General features: G+C 68.7%; 22 protein-coding genes. 4 read left to right on the top strand and 18 right to left on the bottom strand.

What is annotated here, in order from left to right:
• Positions 1–375 precede the first annotated feature (375 nt).
• The 6 genes from ACN5KJ_RS18710 to ACN5KJ_RS18685 are packed head-to-tail and all read right to left on the bottom strand — an operon-like array spanning position 376 to position 6160.
• Positions 376–840, bottom strand: coding sequence for an HAD family acid phosphatase (locus ACN5KJ_RS18710; protein WP_418595502.1), 465 nt, complete (start codon positions 838–840; stop codon positions 376–378).
• Positions 837–1382, bottom strand: coding sequence for a histidine phosphatase family protein (locus tag ACN5KJ_RS18705; RefSeq protein WP_418595500.1), 546 nt, complete (start codon positions 1380–1382; stop codon positions 837–839). The genes ACN5KJ_RS18710 and ACN5KJ_RS18705 overlap by 4 nt, the downstream gene beginning before the upstream one ends.
• A complete protein-coding gene (locus ACN5KJ_RS18700; protein WP_418595498.1) occupies positions 1379–2446 on the bottom strand; it encodes an MBL fold metallo-hydrolase in 1068 nt (355 codons plus the stop codon). Before ACN5KJ_RS18700 ends, ACN5KJ_RS18705 begins: the two co-directional genes overlap by 4 nt.
• Complete coding sequence (locus ACN5KJ_RS18695; RefSeq protein WP_418595496.1) at positions 2446–3501, bottom strand: ABC transporter ATP-binding protein; 1056 nt, start codon at positions 3499–3501, stop codon at positions 2446–2448. Before ACN5KJ_RS18695 ends, ACN5KJ_RS18700 begins: the two co-directional genes overlap by 1 nt.
• Positions 3489–5192, bottom strand: coding sequence for an ABC transporter permease (locus ACN5KJ_RS18690; RefSeq protein WP_418595494.1), 1704 nt, complete (start codon positions 5190–5192; stop codon positions 3489–3491). The genes ACN5KJ_RS18695 and ACN5KJ_RS18690 overlap by 13 nt, the downstream gene beginning before the upstream one ends.
• A complete protein-coding gene (locus tag ACN5KJ_RS18685) occupies positions 5192–6160 on the bottom strand; it encodes an ABC transporter substrate-binding protein (RefSeq protein WP_418595492.1) in 969 nt (322 codons plus the stop codon). Before ACN5KJ_RS18685 ends, ACN5KJ_RS18690 begins: the two co-directional genes overlap by 1 nt.
• Positions 6161–6305: 145 nt before the next feature.
• Here ACN5KJ_RS18685 and ACN5KJ_RS18680 point away from each other — a divergent pair, with 145 nt between their 5' ends.
• Positions 6306–7094 (top strand): DeoR/GlpR family DNA-binding transcription regulator, encoded by a 789-nt coding sequence (locus ACN5KJ_RS18680; RefSeq protein ID WP_418595490.1) that lies wholly within the window; start codon positions 6306–6308, stop codon positions 7092–7094.
• A 424-nt stretch (positions 7095–7518) separates the two neighbouring features.
• On the opposite strand, the gene ACN5KJ_RS18675 is transcribed toward ACN5KJ_RS18680, so the two are convergent.
• The 3 genes from ACN5KJ_RS18675 to ACN5KJ_RS18665 all read right to left on the bottom strand — a co-directional run bounded on the left by ACN5KJ_RS18675 (position 7519) and on the right by ACN5KJ_RS18665 (position 11209).
• The gene (locus ACN5KJ_RS18675; RefSeq protein WP_418595488.1) at positions 7519–8577 is read right to left on the bottom strand and encodes a nickel/cobalt transporter; all 1059 of its coding nucleotides are present in this window, start codon (positions 8575–8577) and stop codon (positions 7519–7521) included.
• Entirely contained in the window at positions 8562–9203 is a 642-nt protein-coding gene (locus ACN5KJ_RS18670) for a DUF1007 family protein (protein WP_418595486.1), read from the bottom strand. Before ACN5KJ_RS18670 ends, ACN5KJ_RS18675 begins: the two co-directional genes overlap by 16 nt.
• Before the next feature lie 227 nt (positions 9204–9430).
• Positions 9431–11209 (bottom strand): PHA/PHB synthase family protein, encoded by a 1779-nt coding sequence (locus ACN5KJ_RS18665; RefSeq protein WP_418595484.1) that lies wholly within the window; start codon positions 11207–11209, stop codon positions 9431–9433.
• 157 nt (positions 11210–11366) lie between these two features.
• On the opposite strand from ACN5KJ_RS18665, the gene ACN5KJ_RS18660 reads away from it, so the two are divergent.
• The 3 genes from ACN5KJ_RS18660 (at position 11367) to ACN5KJ_RS18650 (ending at position 14121) form a co-directional block, all read left to right on the top strand.
• Positions 11367–11993: a nucleoside triphosphate hydrolase gene (locus ACN5KJ_RS18660; RefSeq protein ID WP_418595482.1), complete on the top strand. Its 627-nt coding sequence runs from the start codon at positions 11367–11369 to the stop codon at positions 11991–11993.
• Between the two features lie 111 nt (positions 11994–12104).
• Entirely contained in the window at positions 12105–12884 is a 780-nt protein-coding gene (locus tag ACN5KJ_RS18655) for an HAD-IIB family hydrolase (protein WP_418595480.1), read from the top strand.
• 4 nt (positions 12885–12888) lie between these two features.
• Positions 12889–14121 (top strand): glycosyl transferase, encoded by a 1233-nt coding sequence (locus tag ACN5KJ_RS18650; protein ID WP_418595478.1) that lies wholly within the window; start codon positions 12889–12891, stop codon positions 14119–14121.
• Between the two features lie 361 nt (positions 14122–14482).
• Here the strand turns inward: ACN5KJ_RS18650 and ACN5KJ_RS18645 are convergent, their stop codons facing one another.
• The 9 genes from ACN5KJ_RS18645 to ACN5KJ_RS18605 all read right to left on the bottom strand — a co-directional run bounded on the left by ACN5KJ_RS18645 (position 14483) and on the right by ACN5KJ_RS18605 (position 24472).
• Positions 14483–15883, bottom strand: coding sequence for a hypothetical protein (locus ACN5KJ_RS18645; protein WP_418595476.1), 1401 nt, complete (start codon positions 15881–15883; stop codon positions 14483–14485).
• 88 nt (positions 15884–15971) lie between these two features.
• Positions 15972–17732 (bottom strand): alpha-amylase family glycosyl hydrolase, encoded by a 1761-nt coding sequence (locus ACN5KJ_RS18640; protein WP_418595474.1) that lies wholly within the window; start codon positions 17730–17732, stop codon positions 15972–15974.
• Positions 17733–18020: 288 nt separating this feature from the next.
• Positions 18021–18866: a dTDP-4-dehydrorhamnose reductase gene (gene rfbD / locus ACN5KJ_RS18635; protein WP_418595472.1), complete on the bottom strand. Its 846-nt coding sequence runs from the start codon at positions 18864–18866 to the stop codon at positions 18021–18023.
• A gap of 248 nt (positions 18867–19114) precedes the next feature.
• Complete coding sequence (locus tag ACN5KJ_RS18630) at positions 19115–20101, bottom strand: ABC transporter substrate-binding protein (protein ID WP_418595470.1); 987 nt, start codon at positions 20099–20101, stop codon at positions 19115–19117.
• A 44-nt stretch (positions 20102–20145) separates the two neighbouring features.
• Positions 20146–20997 carry an ABC transporter permease gene (locus ACN5KJ_RS18625; RefSeq protein WP_418595468.1) on the bottom strand — a complete coding sequence of 284 codons (852 nt, stop codon included), beginning with the start codon at positions 20995–20997 and terminating at the stop codon, positions 20146–20148.
• A gap of 142 nt (positions 20998–21139) precedes the next feature.
• The gene (locus ACN5KJ_RS18620) at positions 21140–22087 is read right to left on the bottom strand and encodes an ABC transporter permease (protein ID WP_418595466.1); all 948 of its coding nucleotides are present in this window, start codon (positions 22085–22087) and stop codon (positions 21140–21142) included.
• A gap of 274 nt (positions 22088–22361) precedes the next feature.
• Positions 22362–22787 (bottom strand): N-acetyltransferase family protein, encoded by a 426-nt coding sequence (locus ACN5KJ_RS18615; protein WP_418595465.1) that lies wholly within the window; start codon positions 22785–22787, stop codon positions 22362–22364.
• A gap of 421 nt (positions 22788–23208) precedes the next feature.
• Positions 23209–24006: an ABC transporter ATP-binding protein gene (locus tag ACN5KJ_RS18610; RefSeq protein ID WP_418595463.1), complete on the bottom strand. Its 798-nt coding sequence runs from the start codon at positions 24004–24006 to the stop codon at positions 23209–23211.
• 52 nt (positions 24007–24058) lie between these two features.
• A complete protein-coding gene (locus ACN5KJ_RS18605; RefSeq protein ID WP_418595461.1) occupies positions 24059–24472 on the bottom strand; it encodes a VOC family protein in 414 nt (137 codons plus the stop codon).
• Between the last annotated feature and the right edge of the window lie 133 nt (positions 24473–24605).

Raw genomic sequence — 24605 nt, 5'->3', positions numbered from 1 at the left:
ACAAGTGAACCTTTGATGACAGGGCGGAAGGGGGGCGAAGGGAACGAACAGATGCGTTCAGCCGCATGGGGCGCCCGTGTCACCGGCGTCGTGCGGGCGCCAGGTCCGCGACCAGCGCATCCGACCACGCGGATGGAACGCCCCGGCGGATTCGATGCCCTGTTTTCCCGCCCGCGCGGCACGCGTCGTCCGGAAGCGTCCTCTTCGACAGGCCGGTCGAGCTGGCTGAGCCAAGGGTTCCTGCCAGGCCCGAGGCGCGCCACCAGAGCGTTGCGGGGGCGTGGCAGGGGCTGCATGATCCCCGGCTTGCCGGACAGGATCACCCCTGCCTTTGCCCCGCCGCGCGGGACAAAGGCCTTGGCAGGGCGCGCGCAGTCAGAAATCGCCGGGGGCGCATTGCAGGCAGACCAGGCCTTCGCCGCGCCAGGCCTCGACGACCGAGCTGCGGTCGTCGACGACCAGCCAGGGATCAAAGCCGTCGTCGCGCATCTCTTTCAGCGCGCGGCGCTTGACTTCGGGGTCGGTGGCGGCGTCCTGGTCCTCGGAGCGCAGGTAGATGCCGTCAAACGGCAGGTCGTGCTTGCGCAGCCAGGCGATGGTGTGCTCGGCCCAGCCCTTGGGTCGGCCCGAGCAGATCAGGATCGTTTCGCCGCTTGCCTTGAGCCGGTGCATCAGCCGGGCGATCGGGGCGATCAGCGCGGCATCGGCCATGGCTGCATGGAAGTCGTCCCAGTGCTTTTCCGCGCCATGCACGAGGTGTCCAAGGCGGTCGGCATCGAATTCGGCCAGCGTTCCATCGACATCGAATACCACGCAAGGAGTCGGTGCAGTTTCGGTCATAAGGGTGTCTCCGTCAGGTCAGGCCCCGCCTTGCGGAACAGAAGCGGGGTTGCATTCGGGGGGCGCGTGCCGGCATGGCCCGTCGTCCACAGGACGCGTGCGGCGCGGATGACGCCCGAGTGGCAGATGAGGACAGGCAGGGCGCCGGGCTGGTCCGCGCAGATCCCGAGGATCGCCGCCTCGACACGCCGAAGCATGTCGACCCAGGGCTCGCCGCCGTCGGGGGTGTCTTCCCGGACCGGTTGCTCGGCCAGGGGGCGCCCCTCGAACACGCCCCAGTCCCGTTCGCGCAGGCCGGGGTGCAGCCGGACCTGCCGTCCGGGCAAGGCAAGGCGCGCGGTTTCCCGGGCGCGTGCCAGCGGGCTTGCGTAAACGGCAAGATCGTCAGGCCAGGGGCCAGAGGCCAGCGCGCGGGCCTGATCCCGGCCCTGCGCGGTCAGGGGCACGTCGGTGATGCCCGCGATGATCCCGTCCGCATTCGCCGTCGTTTCGCCGTGCCGGATCAGGCAGAAGTCCCGCGCCGGACGCGTCGGGCCCCTCACAGGCGCACCCGGTCGTGGAAGAAGACCTCGACCTCCAGATCCTCGGCCAGGTAGTCCTCGGGGCGGGTGCAGAAGGCCGGTGCGAAGCGCCGTGCGCCGAGACGCCTGAGCATTTTCAGCTGGTCGCGCAGGGGGGGATGCACGTTCCAACGCTGGAAGTGCCCGCCCGGGACGCTGCAGATGCCGCGCGCATGGGCGGTCATGTGGCCGGTGAAGACCACATGCGCATCGCGGCCCAGGCGGCCGCTTTCGTTCCAGGCCCGGACATAGCCCCAGGCGGCGCCGCCATCGGCGTTGGGGGTGTCGCAGACAAGGAACCGCGCCTGTTCCATCGGGCCGCGATCCAGCAGCGGCGCCACATCGCGGGCGTCGGGACAGACCGCCCCGCTGTCGAGCGCGATCCGCAGCGCCGACTGGCATTCGGGGTCCAGCATGACGCTTTCGCAGCCGTGGCGCCGCATCAGGTGCAGGGCCATCTCGCCGGCGCGTCCCGAGGGCGGCACCGGCAGAAGCACCTGGCCCTGCATCCGATCCAGCAGCCCATCAAGCGCGGCGAAGCGCTCGGACTGGGGCACGTCATCCAGATGGTACGAACAGTCGAGGACGGCGGTCGCCGCCGGGGGCGGGGCATCGAAGGTGAACCAGTCGGATTCCTCGGACCAGTCACCGGAATAGAAGAACCCGTCGCCGAGGTCGAAATGGAACCAGACGCCGCCCAGGGCATGGCCGTTGCGCCCGGTGGTCAGCGTCACGCCGTCGATCACCGTCTGCCCCCGCTCGGGCAGCAGGGTTACCCTGGCCGCCGGCGGCAGGGCCTTGGCGGTCTGCGCGGTGGCATAGATCGGCAACCCGGCCTCGACCGCGTGCGAGGCGCCGCCGATGTGGTCGATGTGGTCATGGGTGATAAAGACCGCCTCGGCGCCTTCCAGCCAGGTCGGGTCGAAATGGGCATGCGCCTCGGGGCCAAAGCCGCAATCCAGCAGCCAGATCCGCCCGTCCACGGTCAGTTGAATGCAGGCAGGGCCCTTGTCGCCGATGCCTGACAGTATCTTCACGCTTTGCATCAGTCCTCCGCGAAGGCCCAGGGGCTGCTGATGGCAAGGCCCAGTTGTGCGCCGACCTCGAACCGGGTCCGCGTTTCGACGAACAGGCGCGCGCCACAGCCGGAGATTGCCTCGAGCAGGTACTTGCCGCCCATGTAGGTGATCCGCGAGACCTTGCCGCGCAGGTCGCCCGTCTCGGCGATGCTGAGGTTCTCGGGGCGCAGGCAGACGTGGCTGACAGGGGCTTGCCCGCGTTGCGGTTCCGCCTGCACCGCCACGCGGGTGCCCAGCACCTCGGCCTCCAGCGCCTCGCTGCGGGGCGCGACAGCCCGCACCGGCACAACCGTGCCGCGCCCGACGAATTCCGCCACGAAGCGGTTCTTCGGTCGTTCGTAAAGCGTCTGCGGCGTGTCGAACTGCCGGATGCGGCCCTGGTCCATCACCGCGATCCGGTCGGCCATGGCCATGGCCTCGGCCTGGTCGTGGGTGACATAGACCATGGTGGCGCGGGTGCGTTGGTGGAAGTCGGTGAACACCCCCTGCATCGAGGCGCGCAGCGCCACGTCAAGGTTGGCCAGCGGTTCGTCCAGCAGCACGGCGCAGGGGTCGGAGACAAGGCAGCGCGCCAGCGCCACGCGCTGACGCTGGCCGCCCGACAGGTCCGACGGCATCCGGTCCGCGTAGGGTGCAAGCCCGGTCGCCGCAAGCGCGGCATCGGCCTGGCGCGCGATCTCGGCCTTCGACAGGCCGCGGATCTCCAGCGGATAGGACACGTTGCGGCGCACGCTCATGTGCGGCCACAGCGCGTAGGACTGGAACACGAAGCCGATGTTGCGCTCTTCGGGGGGCAGGTTCACCCCGGTGTCGGCATTCGCCATCTCGCGCGCGCCGATCCGCAGGCGGCCGCGCGTGGGGGTCTCGAACCCGGCGAGGATGCGCAGCAGGGTGGTCTTGCCACAGCCCGAGGGCCCGAGCAGCGCGATGAACTCGCCGTCCTCGAAACGGGTGGTGATGTCTTGCAGCGCGGGCGTGCCCGCGAATGTCTTGCCGACGGAAGACAGGTCTATGTCTGCCACGGGACGACTCCTTTCGGAAAACGGCGCGACAGCAGCTGGACCAGCCCCATCAGCGCCATGACAACGAAGACGATGGTCATCGCCAGGGCACTGGCCATGCCGGTTTCCCCGCTGTCGTTGAGGTTGAAGATCACCACGCCAAGGGTCTCGGTCCCCGAGGACCAGAGCAGCGCCGAAACGGTGAGCTCGTTGAAGGCGGTCAGGAAGACGAGGATCGCGCCCGCCGCCGCCGCCGGGGCGGACAGCGGCAGGATCACGTCGCGCAGCCGCCGGCGCAGCGAGGCACCGACCGATTGCGCCGCCTCGTCCATGGCCGGGTCGAGCAGCTTCAGGCTGGCCTGGACCGGGCGGAACATGACCGCGAAGAACCGCGCCATGTAGGCCAGGAAGATGATCCAGATCGTGCCGTAAAGCGTGGCATCGGTGAAGGGCAGATTGATCAGCAGCAGGATCATGGCGATGGACAGCACCACGCCGGGCAGCGCGTAGGGCAGATCGAGCAGGCTGTCGAAAACCCTTGCCAGGCGCGTCCGCCGCCGTTCCATCAGCCAGGCCAGCGGCAGGCAGATCAGCATCAGCGCCAGAGAGGCCCCGGCGGCGAGGCCGAAGGAGTTCGCGAAGGCCCGCGTCGTCACCGGCTGGCGGAACAGCACCTCATGCCACTTGTCCAGCGTCAGCGTGTCCAGCCGCAGCGGCACGCCGTAGGCCGGCACCAGCGAGGTGGCCAGCAGTCCGAACATCGGCAGGACGAGGATCGCGCAGACGACGGCCCAGAGCGCAATCTCCACCGGCAGCCGCGCCGCGCCCAGCGGCAGGGCGAGGGGGCGCGAGGTGCTGCCGACTAGGTGCAGCTTCTGCCGCCCCTGGAAATGGCGTTGCAGCAGGATGCCCGTCACGGCGACGGCGCCGATCAGCATGGCCAGCACCGAGACCTCGGCCAGCACGGTCGTGCCCATGCCGGCAAGCTTCTGGTAGACCAGCGTCGGCAGCGTCGAATAGCCTGCGGGAATGCCCAGCATGGCCGGGATGCCGAAATTGCCCAATGCCGTCACGAAGGTGATCGCGGTGCCCGCCGCAAGGCTTGGCAGGGTCAGGGGCAGCACCACCTGCCACCAGGTCCGAAGCCCCCGGGCGCCGCTGATGCGTGCGGCCTCGACCACGTCCTGCGGAATGGAACGCAGGCCCGCGCGCAGGGTCAGGAAGATGATCGACATGTGCTGGATGCCCAGAAGCAGGATGATGCCTTCGGGCGAATAGAGCGGCTGCGGCGACCCCAGCGGCGGCGCGATGCCAAGCGCCTTCAGCAGCACCGACGACGGCCCCATGATCTGGGTCCAGGACAGCGCCGTGATCTGCGGCGGGATCATCATCGGGATCATCAGGCAGAAGACCAGCGCAGCCTTGGCGCGCAGGTCGGTCAGCGCCACGAGAAAGGCAAAGGCCGCGCCTAGCACCAGCGACACCACGGTGCCGAGGCCCGCGGTGACGATCGAATGCTTCAGCGCGCTCAGGGTGGAGGGCTGTGCCAGCACCTCGCGCATCAGCACGAGGCTTGGCCGCCCCTGGTCGGTGACGCCCTCGAAGAACAGGCGCACCACGGGCGCCAGCGTCAGGAAAAGCGCAATGATCAGGATGGACGAAAGCAGCCGAGCTTCGGCTCGGCTGCTTCCTGATTGCAAGGCTGTCCCCATTACTCGGCGCCAAAGAGCTCTGCGAACCGGGCCTTGTTCGCTTCGGCGTTTGCGAGCGCCTCGGCCGGATCGAAGGCCATCAGCTGGATGTCCTCGCGGGCCGGGAAGCCCTCGGGCACGCCCATGCCGTCACGGGCGGGAATGTAGCCCATGTCCAGAACCAGCTGCTGGCCTTCGGCGCTCAGCACGAAATCGACGAACTTCTGCGCGCCTTCCATGTTGTCGGCCGAGGACATGATCGCCACCGGCTCGGTCACGTAGGACACACCTTCCTCGGGGAAGACGAACTCGACCGGCGAACCTTCGGCCTTGTTGCGGATGGTCAGGAAGTCCACGACCATGCCGTAGGGCTTCTCGCCCGAGGCCACGGCCTGGAAGGTGCCGCCGTTGCCGCCCTGTGCGCGGGCCTCGTTTCCGGCCAGGCTGGCGTAGTAGTCCCAGCCCAGGCTTTCCTCGCCGGTCAGCGTGGCCAGGTGGATCAGCGCGGCGCCGGAATAGAGCGGCGAGGGCATGGCGACCATGCCCTTCATCGAGGGATCGGCCAGGTCGCTCCACGAGGTCGGAACGGTGTCGACGCCGGTGTTGTAGATGATGCCGGTGGTGATCAGCTTGGTCGAGTAGTAGTGGCCTTCGGGCGAATAGAGCGCCGCATCGTAGGCGTCGGCCTCGGGCGACTGATACGGGCTCAGCAGGCCTTCCTGCGCCATGCCTTCCAGCGTGACGGTGTCGGCGATCAGCAGCACGTCGGGCTGCGGGTTGCCGGCTTCGATCTCGGCCCGCAGGCGCGCCAGAAGCTGGGTCGTGCCGTCGCGGACCCACTCCACCTCGGTGCCCGGGTTGGCCGCCTTGAAGGCGTCGACGGTCTGCTGCGCATCGGCATTGGGCTGCGAGGTATAGAGTGTGATGGTGTCGGCCATGGCGGTGCTGGCCATGAGCGCGAAAGCGGTGGTGGTGAGGACGGATTTCATGGGGCACTCCCGGGTTGATGCTTTCGAACGAAAGCTGTCTTCGGCGCCCTTATCCCCGCGCTTATTAACAGTTTTGTAACTGTAGTATTAAATATTTATTTATATTGAGACACTTACCGATCCCTCATAAGCTTTCCCCGGATGCATGTGTTTTCGAAGGAAAGTTCTTGTGAGGCTGGACCTGCATGGGCGTCGTGACGCCATCATCGCGCTTCTGTCGGAGAACGAGTCCCTGTCGGCGGCCGATCTGTCCCGGCGTCTGGGCGTATCGGTCCAGACCCTTCGTGCGGATCTGCGCGATCTTGACGAGGCTGCCCTGGTGCAGCGGCGCAATGGGCGGGCGCAATTGCGTCAGCAGAGCGAGAACATCGGATATCTGCCGCGCGAGGGGATTGCCCGGAAAGAAAAGCAACGCATCGCTCTGGCGGTCAAGAACCTGATCCCCGACGGCGCCCGCGTGGCGCTTGGGACGGGGACGACGGTAGAGCAATGCGCAAGGTTCCTGACCTCCCACAAGGATCTCTTCGTGGCCTCGAACAGCATCCACGCGGTCTGCGCGCTGCAGAACGCGCCCGGTGTCGCGGTCGAGCTGGCCGGCGGACCGGTCCGCATGCGCGACCTCGACATGATCGGCGTGGCCGCGCATGCGTTCTTCTCGAGATACCGGGTCGATTACACCGTGTTCAGCTGCGGCGGGGTGTCTGCCTCGGGCAGCGTGATGGACTACAACTCGGACGAGATCGCCGTGCGCAGGGCCATCGTCGACTGCGGCAAGCAGAGTGTCCTTGTGGTGGACAGCACCAAGATCGGGTTGGATCTCGCCTGCCAAATGGGCCATATCCGCGACTTCGACGTGGTCGTCACCGGCGCGCGGTTGGCACCGGCGCTGCTGCGGGACTGCAGGCAGGCCGAATGCCGGGTCATCGAGGTGTGAGCGCAGCGCGGCCCTGACCTGCTTCTTGCCTCCCGGGGCGCATTTCGGCCCCGCGTGATGCGCCGGGCAGCCCGATGAAGGAACTCACCTGGCCGACTTCGGCACCCTGCGGACATCTGGGCTTCGCAGTCGATGCGGCGCATGCCTGCAATCCGTTTTCCCTGAAGGGCGCAGCGGGTCCGGTGGCGTGATCCCGAAGATGCGACCGCCTCCCGGTTCCGGCAGGGGTGTGGTGGCGTTTCCGGCAACGGGGGCCGAGCATGCGGCGCCAGTGCGGGGGCGGGAGGGCGCCGATCCGGGAAGGGCGGGCGGCAATCGGGGCCATGCCGGACCCTGAAAGCCCGTCCCGGCGCGGCCCCCTGGCGCAGGGCTTCCGCGAAAGAGGCCCGTCGCCCCCTGTCCAGCGGGGGGAACAGGTCGCCCGCTACGACATCAGGCCCAGCGTCAGGATCACGATGACCGTGCCCGCCGCCAGTTGCAGGCCCGCGCCGATCAGGGCGGTTCCGGCGCCAAGCGAGCGGGGCGCCCGGTCGCGCAGCAGGCGCCCCAGAAACCCGCCCCCGGCGACGGCGATCAGGTTGAACCCGGCGGTCCCCAGCCCCATCGCAAGCGTGGCAAGGATGCCGGCAAGCGGGATGCCCAGCCCGAAGGAGATGGCAAGCAGGAACAGGGCGCCGGTGCAGGGGCGAATCGCGATGGCAAGGATCAGGGCGGCGATCTCGCGGGGCGAGGTGACGGCGGCGACCTCTGCGACCGTGGGGCCATGGGCATGGCCGCAGCCGCAGGCCGGGTCATGGGCCGCGTGGTGATCGTGGTGGGCGCCAGGGGTCTGGCCAGGGGCTGCCCCCGCATGGGCCGCGTGGCGGAATGCCCGTGCCTTGAACGGCAGGTCCGTCGTCGCCGCGAGCGTCCCGTGCCGGTCCATCCGCGCCGGGGCGGGCGCAAGCCCGTCAAGGCCGGAGCCGATGGCGACGGGGGCCGCCGCGCGCCGGACCTGCCAAAGATGCCGTGCCCCGCGCAGGGCGATCAGCGCGCCGATGGCCGCCACGATCCAGCGGCTTGCATTTGCCAGCAGGCCTTCGGCAAGGGCCTCGCCACCGCCCGCGGCGGCCACGATGCTCGCGCCCACCGTCACCATGGCGATGGCCGTCACGGACTGGCCAAGGCTGGCGGCGATGCCGATGGCCGCCATCTTGCGCATCGGCACCGCTCCGGCAAGGGCGGCGCCGCCCAGCAGGATCTTGCCGTGGCCCGGCCCGAAGGCATGCAGGAAGCCGTAGGCCGCGCTCAGGCCGCACAGACCCGCCAGCGCCAGCCTGTCGCCAGAGCGGATCGCCCGCAGCGCGCCCGCCATCGCGTTCTGGACATCGCGTTGCTGCATCGCGGCCCAGTGAAACAGCGCATCGGCCTGAGGCCCCGATGCCGCCCATGTCAGAAGCAGCACCAGCCCCAGCGCCCCGGCAAGCGTCAGGACGAGCCGCATGTCAGCCTTACCTCATCGGCGAAGCGTTCACCGATCTGCGGATCGTCGGGCACCTCTTCGGCGGACAGCGCGGCAAGCTGGCGCTGCGCCTCTGCGTCGGCGGCGTCGGGTTCGAAGGGCACCACCGAAAGGGCGCAGTCGGCGGGCAGGGCCGAGGGTTCCAGCACCGTTTCCACCGAGTAGGCGTAGAAATAGGTCGGGTCGTAGAGCTTCAGGACCGCGCCATCGGTCACCGCCAGCGGTTCCGCAAGGGGCAGGTCGAAGGTGACCTCGACCCGGTCGCCGATCATCCGCGCGGTGCCGTTCCGGGGCCGCCCCAGCGGCACCTTGGCGTTGCCCTGAAGAAGATAGGTGTCGCCTTCGTATTCGGGGGGCCAGTCGGTCTCGCCATGGGCGACGCGGGCGAGGTCGATCTCGTTCAACGCGCCGTCGCCGTCCTCGTCCAGGCCAAGCTGCACATAAAGGTTCAGCGTCGTCATGCCGTCGTAAAGCCAGACGATGCGCAGCGCCTCCAGCCGTCCGGCGTCGTCGAAACGCAACCCGGCAGAGGCATCGACGAAGATATGCGGGTGGGCAAGGCCGGTGCTGGGCAGCAGCAGAAGGGCAAGGGGGGCGAGGCGCATCATGGGGCTGTCTTACCTGTGCCGGGCGCCGCACTCAATCGCGCAAGCCGCGCCGCGCGGCGCCCCGGCGGAGATCCGAGCATGCAGGGAAGGGCGGGCGGCGCCGGTCATCGCCGCGCCCCGTCGTCGCGCCTCCCGTCGTCGCGCCCCACGGGGCGCCGCTGTCCCGGAGGGCCAGGGCCCCGACCTCGTCGCCCGGCCCGCCTTCGCATCCCCGGGACGCCCCCGCCTCAGGTTGCCTTGATCTTGACGTAGCTGCCCGGCGCGGGGCCCAGATCGCTTTGCCTGGGCTTGCGGGCGGGCACCATCTCGCCCGAGCGCTCGGTCAGCCAGGCATCCCAGCGCGGCCACCACGATCCCTCGTGGAAGCTGGCCTCGGCCAGCCAGGCCTCGGCATCGCCGCGCAGGTCGTCGTTGATGTAGTGGCCGTATTTCTTCTTCGACGGCGGGTTCACGATCCCGGCGATATGGCCCGATTCCGAGACCACGAAGGTCTTGGCGCCGCTGCCCATGGCCTGCACCCCCCGGTAACAGTCCTTCCACGCGGCGATGTGGTCGGTCTGGGCGACCACCGCCATCAGCGGCACGTCGACATCCCGGACTGACAGGCTGTGCCCCATCAGCTCGAAGGCGCCCTTGGCGAACTCGTTGCGCTGGCACAGCCCGCGCAGGTACTGCATCGTCATGCGCCCCGGCAGGTTGGTGCTGTCGCCGTTCCAGTACAGCAGGTCGAAGGCGGGCGGCGTTTCTCCCAGCATGTAGCTGCGGATCGCCGGGCCGTAGACTAGGTCGTTCGAGCGCAGGAAGGACATGGTCCGCGACATCACCCGCGCGGGCAGCAGGCCCGACCGGTTCACCTCGACCTCGATGCCGTCGATGAAATCGTCCTGAAGGAAGGGCGTGAACTCTCCCTGATCGGAGAAATCCGTGAGCGCGGTGAACAGCGTGGCCGAATTGACCGAGCGGTCGCCGCGCTGCTTCAGCAGCGACAGCGTCAGCGACAGCGTCGTGCCTGCGATGCAGTAGCCGACCGCGTTGACCTTCTTCTGCTTGGTGATCTTCTTGGCGGCGTCGATCCCCGCCAGAAAACCGTGCTCGATGTAATCCTCCAGCCCGGTGTCGGCCATGTCGGGGCCGGGGTTGACCCAAGAGGCGACGAAGACCGTGTAGCCCTGATCGACCAGCCAGCGGATCAGGCTGTTCTGCGGCTTCAGGTCGAGCACGTAGAACTTGTTGATCCAGGGCGGGAAGATCACGATCGGCACGGCGTGGACCTGATCGGTCGCGGGCGCGTATTGGATCAGTTCCATCATCTTGGTGCGAAGCACCACCTGGCCGGGCGCGGTGGCGATGTTCTCGCCCACCGAAAAGGCGCTGTCGTCCACCAGCTTGACCAGAAGCTCGCCGTCGTTGGCCTCCAGATCGGTCACCAGGTTCTCCAGCCCCTGGATCAGGCTTTCGCCGTCTGTCTCCATGGCGCGGCGCAGCGCCTCGGGGTTGGAGCCGAGGAAGTTGTTCGGCGCCATCAGGTTGGCGATCTGGTCCGAGAAATAGCGCAGCCGCCGCTTTTCCTTGTCGGGCAGCGTGTCCAGATCCTCGACCGCCGCGCGCATGGCGCCGGAGGTCACCTTGTACTGCCGTTTCAGGTAGTTCAGCCAGGGGTTGCTGTCCCATTCCCCGTCGGTGAAACGCTTGTCCGGCTTGGCCTCTTCGTCGTCGGGGCCGGGGGTCATCGCGCCGGTCCAGGCGCGGATCGAGCCTTCCCAGAAACCCATGGTGTGCCCCACCGCGCGGGCGGGGTTCTGCATCATCTGTTCCCACCACGCGGCGGCGGTCTTGGCGTAAAGGTCGGGGCCGGGCGCCTCGATGCCCGGGTTGGGCGCCTTGCGCCGCGACAGCGCGGACATCAGGCGCAGGGACAGCTGTTGCAGCCGCTCTGCCGTTTCGCGTTGCCTGCTGCCGTGATCGCCCATGTCCACGGTCTCGCCGGTGGTGGTTTCGTCGCTCATGACCCCCTCCCTGGGTTATGGCACGGCCGGGACGATCTGGCGCCGTCTTCCTGGCCGCGTCCTGTCAGAGTGGTGCAAAAGGCACTACGAATCCAGCCCCTTGCGGGCCGGTCCCGGGTTGGTGTCAGGTATTGGGCAGGGACGGAGGATCTGCGCCATGACAACGGTGGAAAAGGCGGCAAGGACGGTGGTCGCGCGGCTGGACGGGCTGGCCCCGCGGGGCAGGCGCCTGATGGTGGCGCTGGCCGGTGCGCCGGGGGCGGGCAAGTCGACGCTGGCAGAGGCGGTGGTCGCGGCGCTGGGACCGCAGGCGGCGCTGATGCCCATGGACGGCTTTCACCTCGACGATTCGGTGCTGCGCCGGAAGGGGCTCTTGCCCCGCAAGGGCGCGCCTCAGACCTTCGATGCGGGCGGCTTCGTCGCCACCCTGGGCCGGGTCGCCGCCGGAGAGCATGTCTATGTGCCGGTCTTCGACCGCGCGCGCGAGATCGCCATCGCCGGGGTGCAGGAGATCGGGCCAGAGGTCACGGTGGTGGTGGTCGAAGGCAACTACCTCTGCCTGTCCGAGGCGCCATGGACGGCGCTGGCGCCGCTTTGGGACCTGTCGGTCTTCCTTGACGTGCCGGTGCCGGAACTGGAGCGGCGGCTGCTGCAGCGTTGGGCCGGCTTCGGCTACAGGCCCGCGCAGGCCCGGGAAAAGGCAGAGCGCAACGATATCCCCAACGCCCGCCGGGTGGCCTTGGGGCGCGGGCCGGTGGACCTGGTGCTGCCCTGGAGCGGCTGACGCCCAAAAATTGGGCGAACCGCTGCCCGCTGCCCGCCAAAGCCGCCCCGATATCTGGCCGCGCCCGCCACCGGGGGGCATAAAAGGGGCAGAGGCAGCGAAGGAGCGGATGTGCCCGGGCTGATGGTGGTAAGCGACCTCGACGGGACGCTTCTGGATCACGAGACCTATTCCTGGCAGGCCGCCGCGCCGGCGCTGGCGCTGCTGAAACAGCGCGGCATCCCGCTGATCCTCGCCACCTCCAAGACCGCGGCCGAGGTGCGGGGCCTGCACCGCGCGCTGGGGCTTGGCGCCCTGCCGGCCATCGTCGAAAACGGTGCGGGCCTGTACCGGCCCGGTGTGGCCGATGGCGCAGCGCCGGGTTACGCCCGCATCCGCGCCGCGCTGGAGAGGCTGCCCGACCGGCTGCGTCAGCGTTTTCGCGGGTTCGGTGACATGACGGCGGCAGAGATCGCGGAGACGACCGGCCTGCCAGAGCAGGGCGCCGCGCTGGCCCGCCGCCGCGAACACTCGGAACCGGGGCTCTGGACGGGCGGCGACCGCGACCTCCGGGCGTTTCTTCAGGCCCTGGACCGGCAGGGCATCCATGCGCGGCACGGCGGGCGCTTTCTGACCCTGTCGCTGGGTCGGACCAAGGCGGACGGGCTGCGGCAGGTGGCGGCAGAGCTGTCGCCCGATACGGTCATCGCGCTGGGGGACGCGCCCAACGACGTGGATCTGCTGCAGGCGGCGGATGTGGGCGTGATCGTCCGCAACGACCATGCGCCCGCCATCGCCCCGTTGCCCGAAGAGGCCGGGGGCCGCATCCGCCGAACGAGGAAGCGCGGCCCCGAGGGCTGGAACGATGCCGTGATCGGACTCGTTCAAGAGTTGCAGAAGGCAGGGGATTGAGACCATGGCCGATTTTCACCAGAACGGAAACATCGCGCAGTTTCACAACCTTCGGCAGCGCCCGTTGGAGGAACTGGTCTACGAGATCGAGACCTTTGCGCAGACACGGAAAATCACGCTGGTGCTGCCCTCGCTCTTCTCGGAACTCGAAGGCCCGGCACTGGGCAATATCCTCGACGAATTGCGCCAGGTCACCTACCTGCACCGCATCGTCATCGGGCTGGACCGGGCCGACGAAAGCCAGTTCCGCCGCGCGCGCGACTTCTTTTCCAGACTGCCGCAGAACCACGTGGTGATCTGGAACGACAGCCCCCGGATGAAAGCGCTGGAAGAGCGGCTGACCGAGCACGGCCTTGCCCCCGAAGAGCCGGGCAAGGGCAAGAACATGTGGACCTGCATGGGCTACCTGATCTCCTGTCAGGACAGCGCCGTGATGGCCCTGCACGACTGCGATATCGTCACCTATGACCGCGAGATGCTGGCGCGGCTGGTCTACCCGGTGGTGAACCCGAACTTCCGCTACCAGCTGTCCAAGGGTTTCTACCCGCGCATCGGCGACGGCAAGCTGAACGGGCGGGTGACGCGGCTTCTGGTCTCGCCGCTGCTGATCGCGCTGAAGAAGGTGGTGGGCGACCGCGATTACATCGACTACCTGCGCGCCTTCCGCTACCCGCTGTCGGGGGAATTCGCGCTGCGCACCTCGCTTTTGCCCGACCTGCGCATCCCCTCGGACTGGGGGCTGGAAATCGGTGTCTTGTCAGAGGTCTGGCGAAATCTCGGGCGGCATTCGGTCTGTCAGGTCGAAATCTCGGATGCCTATGACCACAAGCATCAGGAGGTCAGCGAAGAGGACGCGCAGGGCGGGCTGAACCGCATGTCCACCGACATCTGCAAGGCGATCTTCCGCAAGCTGGCCGCCGACGGGACGGTGTTCACCGCGAATTCCTTCCGGGCGCTGAAGGCGACCTACTACCGCGTCGCGCTGGACCTGCTGGAGTTCTACGACAACGACGCCAAGATGAACGGGCTGACGCTGGACCGGCACCGCGAAGAGAAGACCATCGAGCTGTTCGCCGAGAACATCATGGTCGCGGGGCACACCTTTCTGGCGAAACCCAACGAGGCGCCCTTCATCCCGAACTGGAGCCGGGTGAACGCCGCCGATCCGTCGCTGGTGGCCGAGCTGAAGGCGGCGGTGGCGGCGGACGAGGCGGAATTCGCGGCCATGCCGTTCTGAGGGGCACCCGGGCGCTTGCCGGGGGCGGGCTTGGCCCCGACAGCATGCTCGCGGCGAAGAGGGCCGGGTGATCTGCGCAAGGCGTCTGGCCTGCGCCGCGTCACGCGATGCGACCAGAGAGGCGGCAGCAGGCTGTTCGACCCCTGCGATCATGGGGCCTGTCCGGGCAGGGGGCCTATGGATGACCCGACCGGGCTGATGCGGCGCAGGGGGGCGAAACGTTGTCGGCCCCGGTCGATCCTCGCGTGCTCCGTGCAGCTGCCCGAAGGTGCTCGGGCAACGCCGAAGCGCCGTCGGACATGTCGGCTTTCTGCGCTCTGCCCGGAAAGAGCTCGCCGGGGCCGCGCGGGCGGCGGGCGGGTCATTCGGCGCTCGAAAGCGCCATGATCTGCCAGCCGGACCCGGTGTCGGTAAACTCCATCCGCAGCCGGTAGGATTCCCCGCTCGACGCGCCGCAGGCGGTGACGCTGGCCCGCAGCACGACGGAGGCAGACCGCCCGGACCGTGACTGGTTCAGGATGTCCAGCGCCTCGGCCGCGCAGATGCCCGAGGCGGCGCTGTCGATGGCCGCGCGCTTCTCTGCGATCCACAGGGCAGAGGGGGCGCCATTGCCCGTCCGGTCCAGCCGCCGGAAATACTCGCGCGCCAGCCCGGTCAGTTCGGGCAGGGACACCGAAGCGCCAGAGCCGGAGCCGCCCCATGACAGGCCGGCCACCGGCGTCTGGGCGGGATAGGCCATGCTGTAATGCAGGCGGTCCCGTTCCTCGGCGGGCGTGTCCTGCGAAGGGAAGGCATCGCCCCGGTACAGCGCCACGTCCAGCATGGGATTTCCCTCGAACCCCTGGACCTGGCACCATCCCGACCAGCCGATCCCAAGGTTCAGACCGTCGAAGCGGACGAATTGCTCGTTTCCGCGCCTGCGGTAGTCGGCGACGCTGGGAACGTCTCCGAGGGTCATGGTGCCATAATCCTCGAACCCGTACTCCGAGTGGTTCCAGCCCCGGTAGGTATCGTAGAGGACGTTGTAGCACAGCATTTCCGCCTGCCCGCGGGTCAGATCCGGCGCGCGGTCCTCGGGCACATCGCCGGTCAGGCCGATGCCGAAGGTGTGGAACTGGTCGTTGGTGACGATGGTGTAGAACTCTTCGGGCGGCGTGCTGAACATCTTGGCGAAGAGATCGGCATGGATCATCGACCCAGAGTAGCCGGTGCTGGCGACGCTGGCGGAAATCCGGGAAAAGGTGTTCTGGATATCGGCGAAGATGCCCAGGGCAGCCTTGAACGACAGGTCCAGCGGCACCAGTTGCTCTGCCTGGCCGGGCTTCAGGAAGGGCGCGTGAAACCCCAGCGTCGCGGTCGGGTGCATGTTCCGCGTCGGCGCACAGTAATAGGGCGCGCCGCCGCAGGTCCGTGCCGCCATGAAGATCAGCGCGCAGGCGGACAGGCACTGCTGATCCGCCTCGATGAAGGTGATCACGTTCATGAGGCTGTCGGCGATGGACAGCGCCTCTTTGACGCTGCCGCCGGGGGACGAGAGATACAGCTCGAAGTAGCGGCAGCTATCGCTGTCCCGGATCGCCTGCAGGCGGTCGCCGTCGCCGGGGTCGATCTGCCCGGTCAGCGAGGCCTCGCAACTGCCGCGCCGGGTGATCTCTGCGGCGGAGGCGGGCGATCCCGGCGTTAGGCTGACGACAAGGCCAAGGGTCGCCAGGGTGAAGGCGGACAGCAGAGGGCGCAAAAGGCGCGGGTGTAGACAGGTCAATGTATCGGGTCCAATTCATGGAACAGACCGTCACGATGCCATGGTTCGCTGAATCCGCATAGCCTTTTGCCCTCTGCGGCCCCCCGGGTCAGCGGTTGCTGATCCAGCGGCACTGGTAGGGCGCCAGAGTCACGCCGTCCTCTTCGGGGTGCAGGGTCTCGCCCGACAGCAGGTCGGTCCATGTCTCGTCCGCGATCAGGTTCAGCGCGCCGGGGGGCAGCTCGACCGTCTCGGCGCTGACGTTGTGCAGGGCAAAGATCGACTGGCTGCGGTCGATGGACTGGCGCCAGACGCAGAAGACGCGGTCGTCGACCGTCAGGGTGAAGTTGGTGGCATTGGGGTGAAAGGCGGGCTGCTTGGCGCGCATCTTCAGCCGGTCGGACAGTGCCGTCAGCACGCGGCTCTGATCGCTTTCGGGGTCCTCCAGCAGCCTGCGCAATGCGGGGTAGTCCCAGCGGTGGCGGTTGATCGCGCGGTTCATGCCGCGCCGGTCCACGCCCTCGAGATCGTTGGGCGTGCCCAGCATGGCGTGAATGTAGAAGGCGGGCACCCCTTCCAGCGACATCACGACGGTCTGCGAGCAGAGGAAGCGCGGCACCTGCATCCCGTCCTCGCCCCTGTAGGTCTTCCTCACCGCCGAGAAATAGGTGGCGTTCAGCTCGTAGACGGCGGTGCCACCATCGGGCAGCGCGCGCATCGAGGCAAGCCCGCCGCCCGATTGCACGGTGCGGATCATGCGGGCGATTTCCTCGTCCGGCAGCAGGCCCTCGGCGGGGCGCATGCCGATGCCGTCGTGGCTGGCGGAGAAGTTCAGGTAGGCGCAGCCCTGCGGCGCGGGCGGCATGGCGCGCTGCCACTTGGACAGTGAGACCGCGTTGCCCGAAAGCATGGCGTGCAGGATCAGCGGCGGCAGGGGGAAGTTGTAGATCCAATGCGCCTCGTTCAGCTGGCCGAAGTAGGACAGGTTCTCGGCCTTGGGGACGTTGGTCTCTGTCAGCAGGATCACGCTTTCGCTGGCGAAATCCGCGAGCACGCGCAGTAGCTGCACGATGGCATGGGTCTTGGGCAGGTGGATCGAGGGCGTGCCCGGCTCCTTCCAGACGAAGGCCACGGCGTCCAGACGGATGATCTTGACCCCCATGTCGACATGCAGGCGGATGATGCGCAGGATCTCCAGCAGCACCTCGGGGTTGCGGAAGTCGAGGTCGACCTGATCGTGGCTGAAGGTGCACCAGACGTGTTTGATCCCCTTCGCCGTCTCGACCTCTTGCAGCAGCGGCGTGGTGCGCGGGCGGACGACCATGGACAGGTCGTCGTCCGGGGAGGCCTCGAAGAAGAACCTGTCGTAGGGTTCCTGTCCCTGCCGGTAGGCGTTGAACCATGTGCCCTGGCTGCTGACGTGGTTCAGCACGAGGTCGGACATCAGGTTGAAATCCTCGCCGATGCGCTGGATGTCGGGCCAGTCGCCAAGCGCCGGGTTCACCTTGCGGTAGTCGGTCACCGCAAAGCCGTCGTCCGAGGTGAAGGGGAAGAAGGGCAGGATATGCACCCCGTTCACGGTGCCCTTCATGTGGCTGTTCAGGAAGTCGCGCAGCAGGTCGAGCGGCTTGTAGACGCCGTCGATCAGGCTGTCGCCATAGGTGATCAGCACCGCGTCCTTCTGAGACCAGAGCGCATTGCCCGGCCTGCGCGTGCGGCGCCGCCAGGTGCGGTCGGGCCAGAAGGCGTTCAGCACCTCAGCGGTCAGCGCGTCGCTATCCCGATCCGGGTAGAGGCGCATCAGAAGCGCCCTGAGACGGCTGTCGAGGGCAGCGGGGGCGGGTGCTGGCTTGGCGTCCGGCTGGGTCATGGCTCAAAGGGTATACGGCTCTGGCGGCGGGTAAAGGCCCGGGCGGCGAATGGCCGGGCCGGGATGGCGGCTTTATGGTGGGTGAGGGGTGGGGGCTGCCCATGAATTGGGCAGAACGCCGGCGGCGGTCCGATGGGGCGGTGTCGGAACCGGGGCTCTGCCCCGGACCCCGGGATATTTTCCGGACAGAAGAAGGACGGGTGAGGGCCAGGGGAGGCCTGCGCCGTGCCGGCATGCGGCTGTGCAGGACGGCCGCCGGGGACGGGACGGCGCGGTCCGGTGCGGATGTCAGTCGGCGTGCAATTCGGCGAGGACCTCGGACAGATGCCTGCGCCAGTCGGGGCGGGCGATGCCGAAGCGGTCTGCCAGTGACCTGCAGTCGAGGCGCGAGTTGAAGGGCCGTTCTGCCGGGGTCGGGAAGTCGGATGTGGGGATGTCGGTGATGCGGCAGGGCAGCCCGGCCTGCGCCATGATCTCGCGCGCGAAACCGGCCCAGCTTGTGTCCGGACCGCCTGAGAGGTGGTAGGTGCCGGGGGTGCCTTTGCCCTCTGCCAGCTGCCCGGCCATGCTCAGGCAGGCGCCCGCGATGGCGGCGGCGGGGGTCGGCCCGCCGATCTGGTCGGCCACCACGCTCAAGCTGTCGCGGCTGGCGCCGAGGCGCAGCATGGTCTTCACGAAATTGGCCCCATGGGCGGAGAAGACCCATGAGGTGCGCAGGATGGCATGGGCCGCATGGCTGTCGCGGATCGCCTGCTCTCCGGCCAGCTTGGAACGGCCGTAGGCGTTGAGCGGTCCGGTGGGGGCCCCGGGGTCGCGCGGGCCGTCGCCGCTGCCGTCGAAGACGTAATCGGTCGAGACATGCACCAGCGGGATGTCCAGCGCGGCGCAGGCCCGGGCCATGGCGCCGGGGGCCTCTGCATTGATCCGGGTGGCGAGGGGTTCCTCCTCTTCGGCCCGGTCGACGGCGGTATAGGCGGCGGCGTTGATGACCGCGCGCGGGCGGGCGTGGTGTATGGCCGTCGCGCAGGCCTGCGGGTCCGACAGGTCGGCCCGGTCGCGCCCCAGCAGGGTGACGCCGCCCAGGCGACCGAGTTCGGTGGCCACCTGGCCGGTCTTGCCGAAGACGAGGATCATGGCGGCTGTTCCTTCGGTGGCGATGCGCCTGTGGGCGCGCGGCGGGTCGGGGCTTGTGTAGCGCGCGCGACAGCGGCAGGGCAAGGAGAGGGCGCGCCGGGCCGGTCGGAGAGGCGGCTCTTCTGGCCGCCGCCGCAGGGGCAAACACCCCCGCGGTGTCCCGCAGGGGTGTCGTTTCCCGGTCAGGCCGCGCGGAGGGCCTGGCCCTCGCGCGGGCCGGGCGCGTCAGGGACCGAAGCCGTCGCGGCTCAGTCCAGCGCCTTGTCAGAGACCACGTGGGTCCATGCGCCCTCGGGCTGTTTGGTGATCACCGGGTCGGAGCCGCCCGCCAGCAGCGTCTCGACCGTGCGCTCGTAATCGGCGGGGTCCAGCGCGCCGTTGGAGCCCGCGGTCAGCTTGGCGACCTCGCCCATCATGCGGATTTGGTGCGCCTCGGTCTGGGCGCCGGTCTCGTCGTAGTCGAGCACGATCATCGCCGCCTCTTCGGTGTTCTCCTCGGCCCATTTCCAGCCCTGCATCGAGGCATCGACGAAGCGCGCCATCTTGTCGACGAAGGCCTCGTCCGAGAGGTTCTCTTCGAGCACGTAGAGGCCGTCCTCCATGGTGGCGACGCCCTGGTCCTGGTACTTGAAGGTGATCAGCTCGTCCTCGGTCACACCCGCGTCGAGCACCTGGCCGAACTCGTTGTAGGTCATGGTCGAGATGCAATCGGCCTGCCGCTGCAGCAGCGGGTCGACGTTGAAGCCTTGCTTGAGCACCTCGACCGAGCCCTCGGCCTTGCCGTCGGTGGCGATGCCAAGCGCCGACATCCACGACAGGAAGGGGTATTCGTTGCCGAAGAACCAGACCCCCAGCGTGCGGTTGTCGAGATCCTCGGGGCTTTCGATGCCCACGTCCTTCCAGCAGGTCAGCATCATGCCCGAGGCCTTGAAGGGCTGGGCGATATTGACCAGCGGCAACCCGTTCTCGCGCACCGCCAGCGCGGCGGGCATCCACTCGACGATCACGTCGGCGCCGCCGCCGGCGATCACCTGCGTCGGCGCGATGTCGGGGCCGCCGGGCAGGATGGTCACTTCAAGGCCGGCCTCTTCGTAGAAACCCTTTTCCAGCGCTACGTAGTAGCCCGCGAACTGGGCCTGCGTGACCCATTTCAGCTGCAGCGTGACCGCGTCGGCGGCCAGCGCCGGGCTGGCAAGGCCGAGGGCCGCGGTGGCGGCGATCCATGTCTGTTTCATTGGCAGTACCTCCTTGGTGGTCGTGGCCCGTTTGCCCGGGCCCGTTATCGGCTGCCCCTCTGCGAGGGGTGCCAGAAAGTCATGCGCTTCTCGACCAGCGCCGCAAGCCCGTAGGTCAGCGTGCCGGCGATGGCCGCGACGAGGATGGCGGCCCAGACCATGCCGAGATCGAGCTGCCCGATGCTGGTGGAGATGCGGAAGCCCAGACCCAGCGTCGGAGAGCCGAAGAATTCCGCGACGATGGCGCCGATCAGGGCCAGGGTGGTGCAGATCTTGAGCCCGTTGAAGATGAAGGGCAGCGCGGCGGGCAGGCGCAGCTTCAGCAGCGTCTGGCCCCAGGAGGCGGCATAGGTGCGCATCAGGTCGCGCTGCATCGCCGTGGTGTCCGTCAGCCCCGCGACGCAGTTCACCAGCATCGGGAAGAAGACCATCAGCACCACGACCGCCGCCTTGGATTGCCAGCCGAAGCCGAACCACATGACGAGGATCGGCGCGGTGCCGACGATGGGCAGCGCCGCCATGAAGTTGCCCAGCGGCATCAGGCCCGCGCGCAGGAAGGGGCTGCGGTCGATCACCAGCGCGGTGACGAAGGCGGCGGAGCAGCCGATGAGGTAACCCGAAAGCGCGCCCTTGAGGATGGTCTGGGTGAAGTCGCTCCAGAGCAGCGGCAGGTTGGCGGCAAAGGTCTGGGCGATCTGGCTGGGCGGCGGCAGGATCACCCGGGGCACGCCGAGGCCGCGCACCGTCAGCTCCCACATGCCGATGAGGGTGGCGCCGAAGATCAGGGGCACCAGCAGGCGGGTGGTGGCGCGGTCGCGGGCGGGGCCGGTGGCGAGCCGCAGGTTGAGCGCGAGACCCGCGGCCCAGAGCGCGAGGGCGGCAAGAACCAGCATCATGGCGCGGGCCTTTCCCGGTGGGGGGCGGATTTCGGGACGAAATCCGCGCCGTTTTCCGGGCCGGAAAACGGGTTGCTGCGGGGGGTGGCGAAATCCGCGGCGGATTTCGCGTTTTCCGGTGCGGAAAACGGGTTTGCGGCGGTCATTGGCTCATCCCCATGCGTTTCAGGGTGCTGCGCTCGGCGGCACCGATGGCCCAGACCAGCAGCGCGGCAAGGGCTGCGGCCATGAAGAGCGCGGCCCAGATCTGCGCGGTCTGGCCATAGTAGCTGCCCGCCAGCATGCGCGCGCCGAGGCCGCCTTTCTGGACCGGAAGCTCTCCGACGATGGCGCCGACGAGGCTGGCGGCGATGGCGATCTTGAGCGAGGCGAAGAGATAGGGCACCGAGGCGGGCAGCCGCAGCTTGCGCAGCACCGTGGCCTTGCTGGCGTTGTAGGTGTGCATCAGGTCCATCTGCATGGCGTCGGGGCTGCGCAGCCCCTTCACCATGCCCACGACCACCGGGAAGAAGGACAGGTAGGCCGAGATCACCGCCTTGGGGATCACCCCCTGCACGCCGATCGAGTAGAGCACCACGATGATCATCGGCGCCAGCGCCACGATGGGCACGGTCTGGCTGACGATGGCCCAGGGCATCACGCTCATGTCCATCACCCGGCTGTGCACGATGCCGATGGCCAGCAGCACGCCCAGCCCGGTGCCGATCAGGAAGCCCAGCAGCGTCGCGTTCAGCGTCACCAGCCCGTGGTAGATCAGCGAGCGGTTCGACAGGCTGCCGGAGTTCACCAGCCCGCGCCGTCCGTTCAGCTCTTCGTCGATGGTCGAGGTATAGAGTTCCGCCACCACCTGATGCGGGGCGGGCAGGCGGGGCCGGTCGAGGCTCCAGCTTTCGCCGAGGAGGCCGGTGTTTTGCAGCACCAGCGACCAGCTGCCCTGGTCCCGGCGCTCGACGGCCGTGGGCGGAGAGACCTCTGCCCCGGCGCGCTCGGCGCGGGTCAGCACCTCCTGCACGTTCATCGGCACGGCGGCCGCGTACCAGAGCGCCAGCACGGCGGCGATCATGGTGAGGATCGGCAGGGCGCGGGTCATGTCCGGGCCTCCCGTTGCGGTGTGGGGGAGAGGGCGACATGGCCCGGGCAGCCCGGGGCGGCGCCGGCATGCAGGCGCCGGGGCGAGGCGGTCACCCCTACGGGAGCCGCAGGGCTGCGGCCCGGTGCCCAGAGGGGGATGGCGGTGATGGCAGCGCGGCGGCATGTGGCGCGCGCTGCGGGGCGGATCTTGCCGCGGGTCGGTGCCCCGGCGGCGAGGGGCCTGCGGCGGCGCGTGGCGGCGGGCAGGGTTCCGGGGAGCGTCGGGGGGCGGGTCATCGCTGCCACTCCATCCTGAGCATGGCCGGGGCGCCCGCGCGGTCGGGCGGAAGCTTGGCGGTGGTGGTGAAGCCTTCGCGCTCGTAGAAGCCTATGGCCCGGATGTTCGGGACATAGACCGTCAGCCAGAGCTGGTCCCGCCCGTCCTTGGCGCGGTCCATCAGGCGCGTGCCGGTGCCCTTTCCGGGTTCGGCCAGGTAGAGCGCGCCGAGCTTGGCCTCGGCCGGGTCGATGGAGAGATAACCGGAGACGGGATCGCCACAGACAAGGATCTCGCGCGCGGGAAAGGCCTCGAGGATATAGCCGGTCAGGGTTTCAGGATCGGGCGTGTCGTGGATATAGCCCGTGGCCCGTTCCCAGTCGTGGACGAGGCGGGCGCAGGCGGGGATGTCGGCGCGCGTGGCGGGGCGGATCGGGGTCATGCGGCGCGACCTTTCGGACGGGGCGTATGTGGCAGTGGTGCAGGAGGTATTTGGGCCAAGAAGAAGCCAGGCGAGGTGAGACCCCGGCGGCGGGGTGCGCGGGGCGCTTCGGTGTTTTGGCGCAGAAGAGACGCGGGCCTGCCTGCCGGAGCGGTCCGGGTCGCGTCTTGGCGCGGGAGCGGTGCGGGGATCCTGCCGTCCGCCGGCCTGCCCTGAGCCGCGCCGCCGCTGCGGTTGGGATCGGGGCGGTCGGCCCCGCCGGTCACATTATCGCGCGTGCCGGATCGGGTTCCGACCTCCGGCCAGTCCGCCCGGTGCAGGGGGGCGGAGGCGGCCCGGGCGGCGGGGAAGAACCCGGCGCGCCCGGAGGCGCGGAGGCCGGATGCGGGGCGGATGGCCTGGCAAAGGGGGGCTGGGGCGCTCATTCCTGATACCCCGCGCGCAGGCCTTCGCGGACGCGGTGGGCGATCTCGATGAACTCCGGCGTGTCGCGGATGTCGAGCGGGCGGTCGCGCGGCAGGGGGCTTTCGATGACGTCGGTGATGCGGCCCGGGCGCGGGGACATGACGACGATATGGGTCGAGAGGTAGACCGCCTCGGGGATCGAATGGGTGACAAAGGCGATGGTCTTGCCGGTCTTGTCCCAGAGCCTGAGCAGTTCCTCGTTCAGCCGGTCGCGGACGATCTCGTCCAGTGCGCCGAAGGGTTCGTCCATCAGCAGCAGGTCGGCGTCGAAGGCCAGCGCGCGGGCGATCGAGGCGCGCTGCTGCATGCCGCCCGAGAGCTGCCAGGGGAATTTCTTCTCGAAGCCGGAGAGCTCTACCAGGTCGAGGACGCGGGCGGTGCGTTCCGCCTGTTCGGCCCTGGAAAAGCCCATGATCTCCAGCGGCAGGCGGATGTTGCCGCCGATGGTGCGCCAGGGGTAAAGCCCCGCCGCCTGGAAGACGTAGCCGTAGGCGCGGGCGCGGCGGGCCTCATCCGCCGTCATGCCGTTGACGGTGAGGCTGCCTCCGGTCGGTGTCTCCAGCGCCGCGATGCAGCGCAGGAAGGTGGTTTTGCCGCAGCCCGAGGGCCCGATGAAGGAGACGAAGGCGCCCGGCGGCACGTCGAGCGAGACATCCTTCAGCGCATGCACCGGACCGTCCGCCGTGTGAAAGGTCAGGTCGAGGTGGCTGGCGCGGATGACCGGTTGGTCGGGGCTGGCTTGGGTCTGGGTCATGGCGTCTTTTTGATCTTGGATCCTTGGGGGGGCGGTCGGGCGTCGGCAGGGGTCATGGCTTTGCCCAGAGCGCGGGATCGGCGAATTCCACCGAGTTGCCCGCCGGGTCGCGCACGTAGATCGAGCGCGGGCCGTGCGGCCAGTGAAAATCCGCCTCGATGGCGATGTGGTTTGCGGTCAGGTGGTCGCGCAGCCTGTCGAGGGAGGCGGCGGCAAAGCACAGGTGCCCGGGGCCTGACGCGCCATGCGGCGGGACGGGCAGGGCGCCTTCGGCGGGTGGCTGCCGCGTTGCGCTTGCGACGAAGCACAGGACGACGGTCTCGCCCGCGCGAAAGAAGACGTGGCGGCCATCGACGCGCAGGATGCGCTCCAGCCCGAGGAGACCGGCGTAGAAGGCTTCGGCCTTGTCGAGGTCGTCGACGTAAAGCGCGGCTTCGAGCACGCCGGAGAGCGCGGGGGCGGTCATGAACGGCCTGCCCCTGCGGCGCGCTGCGGGTCGCCGGGCCGGAAAGGCGGCGCGATCCCAGCCCGGTACGGACCTGCAGCGGCGCGGGCAGGCCCCGGGCGCTGGGGCCATGCCTGTGCGCCGTTTCCATGAG

It is taken from the genome of Ponticoccus sp. (in: a-proteobacteria) (assembly GCF_048381735.1).
Note: the sequence above shows the minus strand (reverse complement) of the source record. Positions and strands in the feature narration are given on the sequence as shown.

Excerpts from the sequence above, each read along its gene's own strand:
- ACN5KJ_RS18710 (WP_418595502.1), bottom strand. The coding sequence starts at position 840 with ATGACCGAAACTGCACCGACTCCTTGCGTGGTATTCGATGTCGATGGA.
- ACN5KJ_RS18700 (WP_418595498.1), bottom strand. The coding sequence starts at position 2,446 with ATGCAAAGCGTGAAGATACTGTCAGGCATCGGCGACAAGGGCCCTGCC.
- ACN5KJ_RS18690 (WP_418595494.1), bottom strand. The coding sequence starts at position 5,192 with ATGGGGACAGCCTTGCAATCAGGAAGCAGCCGAGCCGAAGCTCGGCTG.
- ACN5KJ_RS18685 (WP_418595492.1), bottom strand. The coding sequence starts at position 6,160 with ATGAAATCCGTCCTCACCACCACCGCTTTCGCGCTCATGGCCAGCACC.
- ACN5KJ_RS18680 (WP_418595490.1), top strand. The coding sequence starts at position 6,306 with ATGTGTTTTCGAAGGAAAGTTCTTGTGAGGCTGGACCTGCATGGGCGT.
- ACN5KJ_RS18675 (WP_418595488.1), bottom strand. The coding sequence starts at position 8,577 with ATGCGGCTCGTCCTGACGCTTGCCGGGGCGCTGGGGCTGGTGCTGCTT.
- ACN5KJ_RS18670 (WP_418595486.1), bottom strand. The coding sequence starts at position 9,203 with ATGATGCGCCTCGCCCCCCTTGCCCTTCTGCTGCTGCCCAGCACCGGC.
- ACN5KJ_RS18665 (WP_418595484.1), bottom strand. The coding sequence starts at position 11,209 with ATGAGCGACGAAACCACCACCGGCGAGACCGTGGACATGGGCGATCAC.
- ACN5KJ_RS18660 (WP_418595482.1), top strand. The coding sequence starts at position 11,367 with ATGACAACGGTGGAAAAGGCGGCAAGGACGGTGGTCGCGCGGCTGGAC.
- ACN5KJ_RS18650 (WP_418595478.1), top strand. The coding sequence starts at position 12,889 with ATGGCCGATTTTCACCAGAACGGAAACATCGCGCAGTTTCACAACCTT.
- ACN5KJ_RS18640 (WP_418595474.1), bottom strand. The coding sequence starts at position 17,732 with ATGACCCAGCCGGACGCCAAGCCAGCACCCGCCCCCGCTGCCCTCGAC.
- rfbD (WP_418595472.1), bottom strand. The coding sequence starts at position 18,866 with ATGATCCTCGTCTTCGGCAAGACCGGCCAGGTGGCCACCGAACTCGGT.
- ACN5KJ_RS18630 (WP_418595470.1), bottom strand. The coding sequence starts at position 20,101 with ATGAAACAGACATGGATCGCCGCCACCGCGGCCCTCGGCCTTGCCAGC.
- ACN5KJ_RS18625 (WP_418595468.1), bottom strand. The coding sequence starts at position 20,997 with ATGATGCTGGTTCTTGCCGCCCTCGCGCTCTGGGCCGCGGGTCTCGCG.
- ACN5KJ_RS18620 (WP_418595466.1), bottom strand. The coding sequence starts at position 22,087 with ATGACCCGCGCCCTGCCGATCCTCACCATGATCGCCGCCGTGCTGGCG.
- ACN5KJ_RS18615 (WP_418595465.1), bottom strand. The coding sequence starts at position 22,787 with ATGACCCCGATCCGCCCCGCCACGCGCGCCGACATCCCCGCCTGCGCC.
- ACN5KJ_RS18610 (WP_418595463.1), bottom strand. The coding sequence starts at position 24,006 with ATGACCCAGACCCAAGCCAGCCCCGACCAACCGGTCATCCGCGCCAGC.
- ACN5KJ_RS18605 (WP_418595461.1), bottom strand. The coding sequence starts at position 24,472 with ATGACCGCCCCCGCGCTCTCCGGCGTGCTCGAAGCCGCGCTTTACGTC.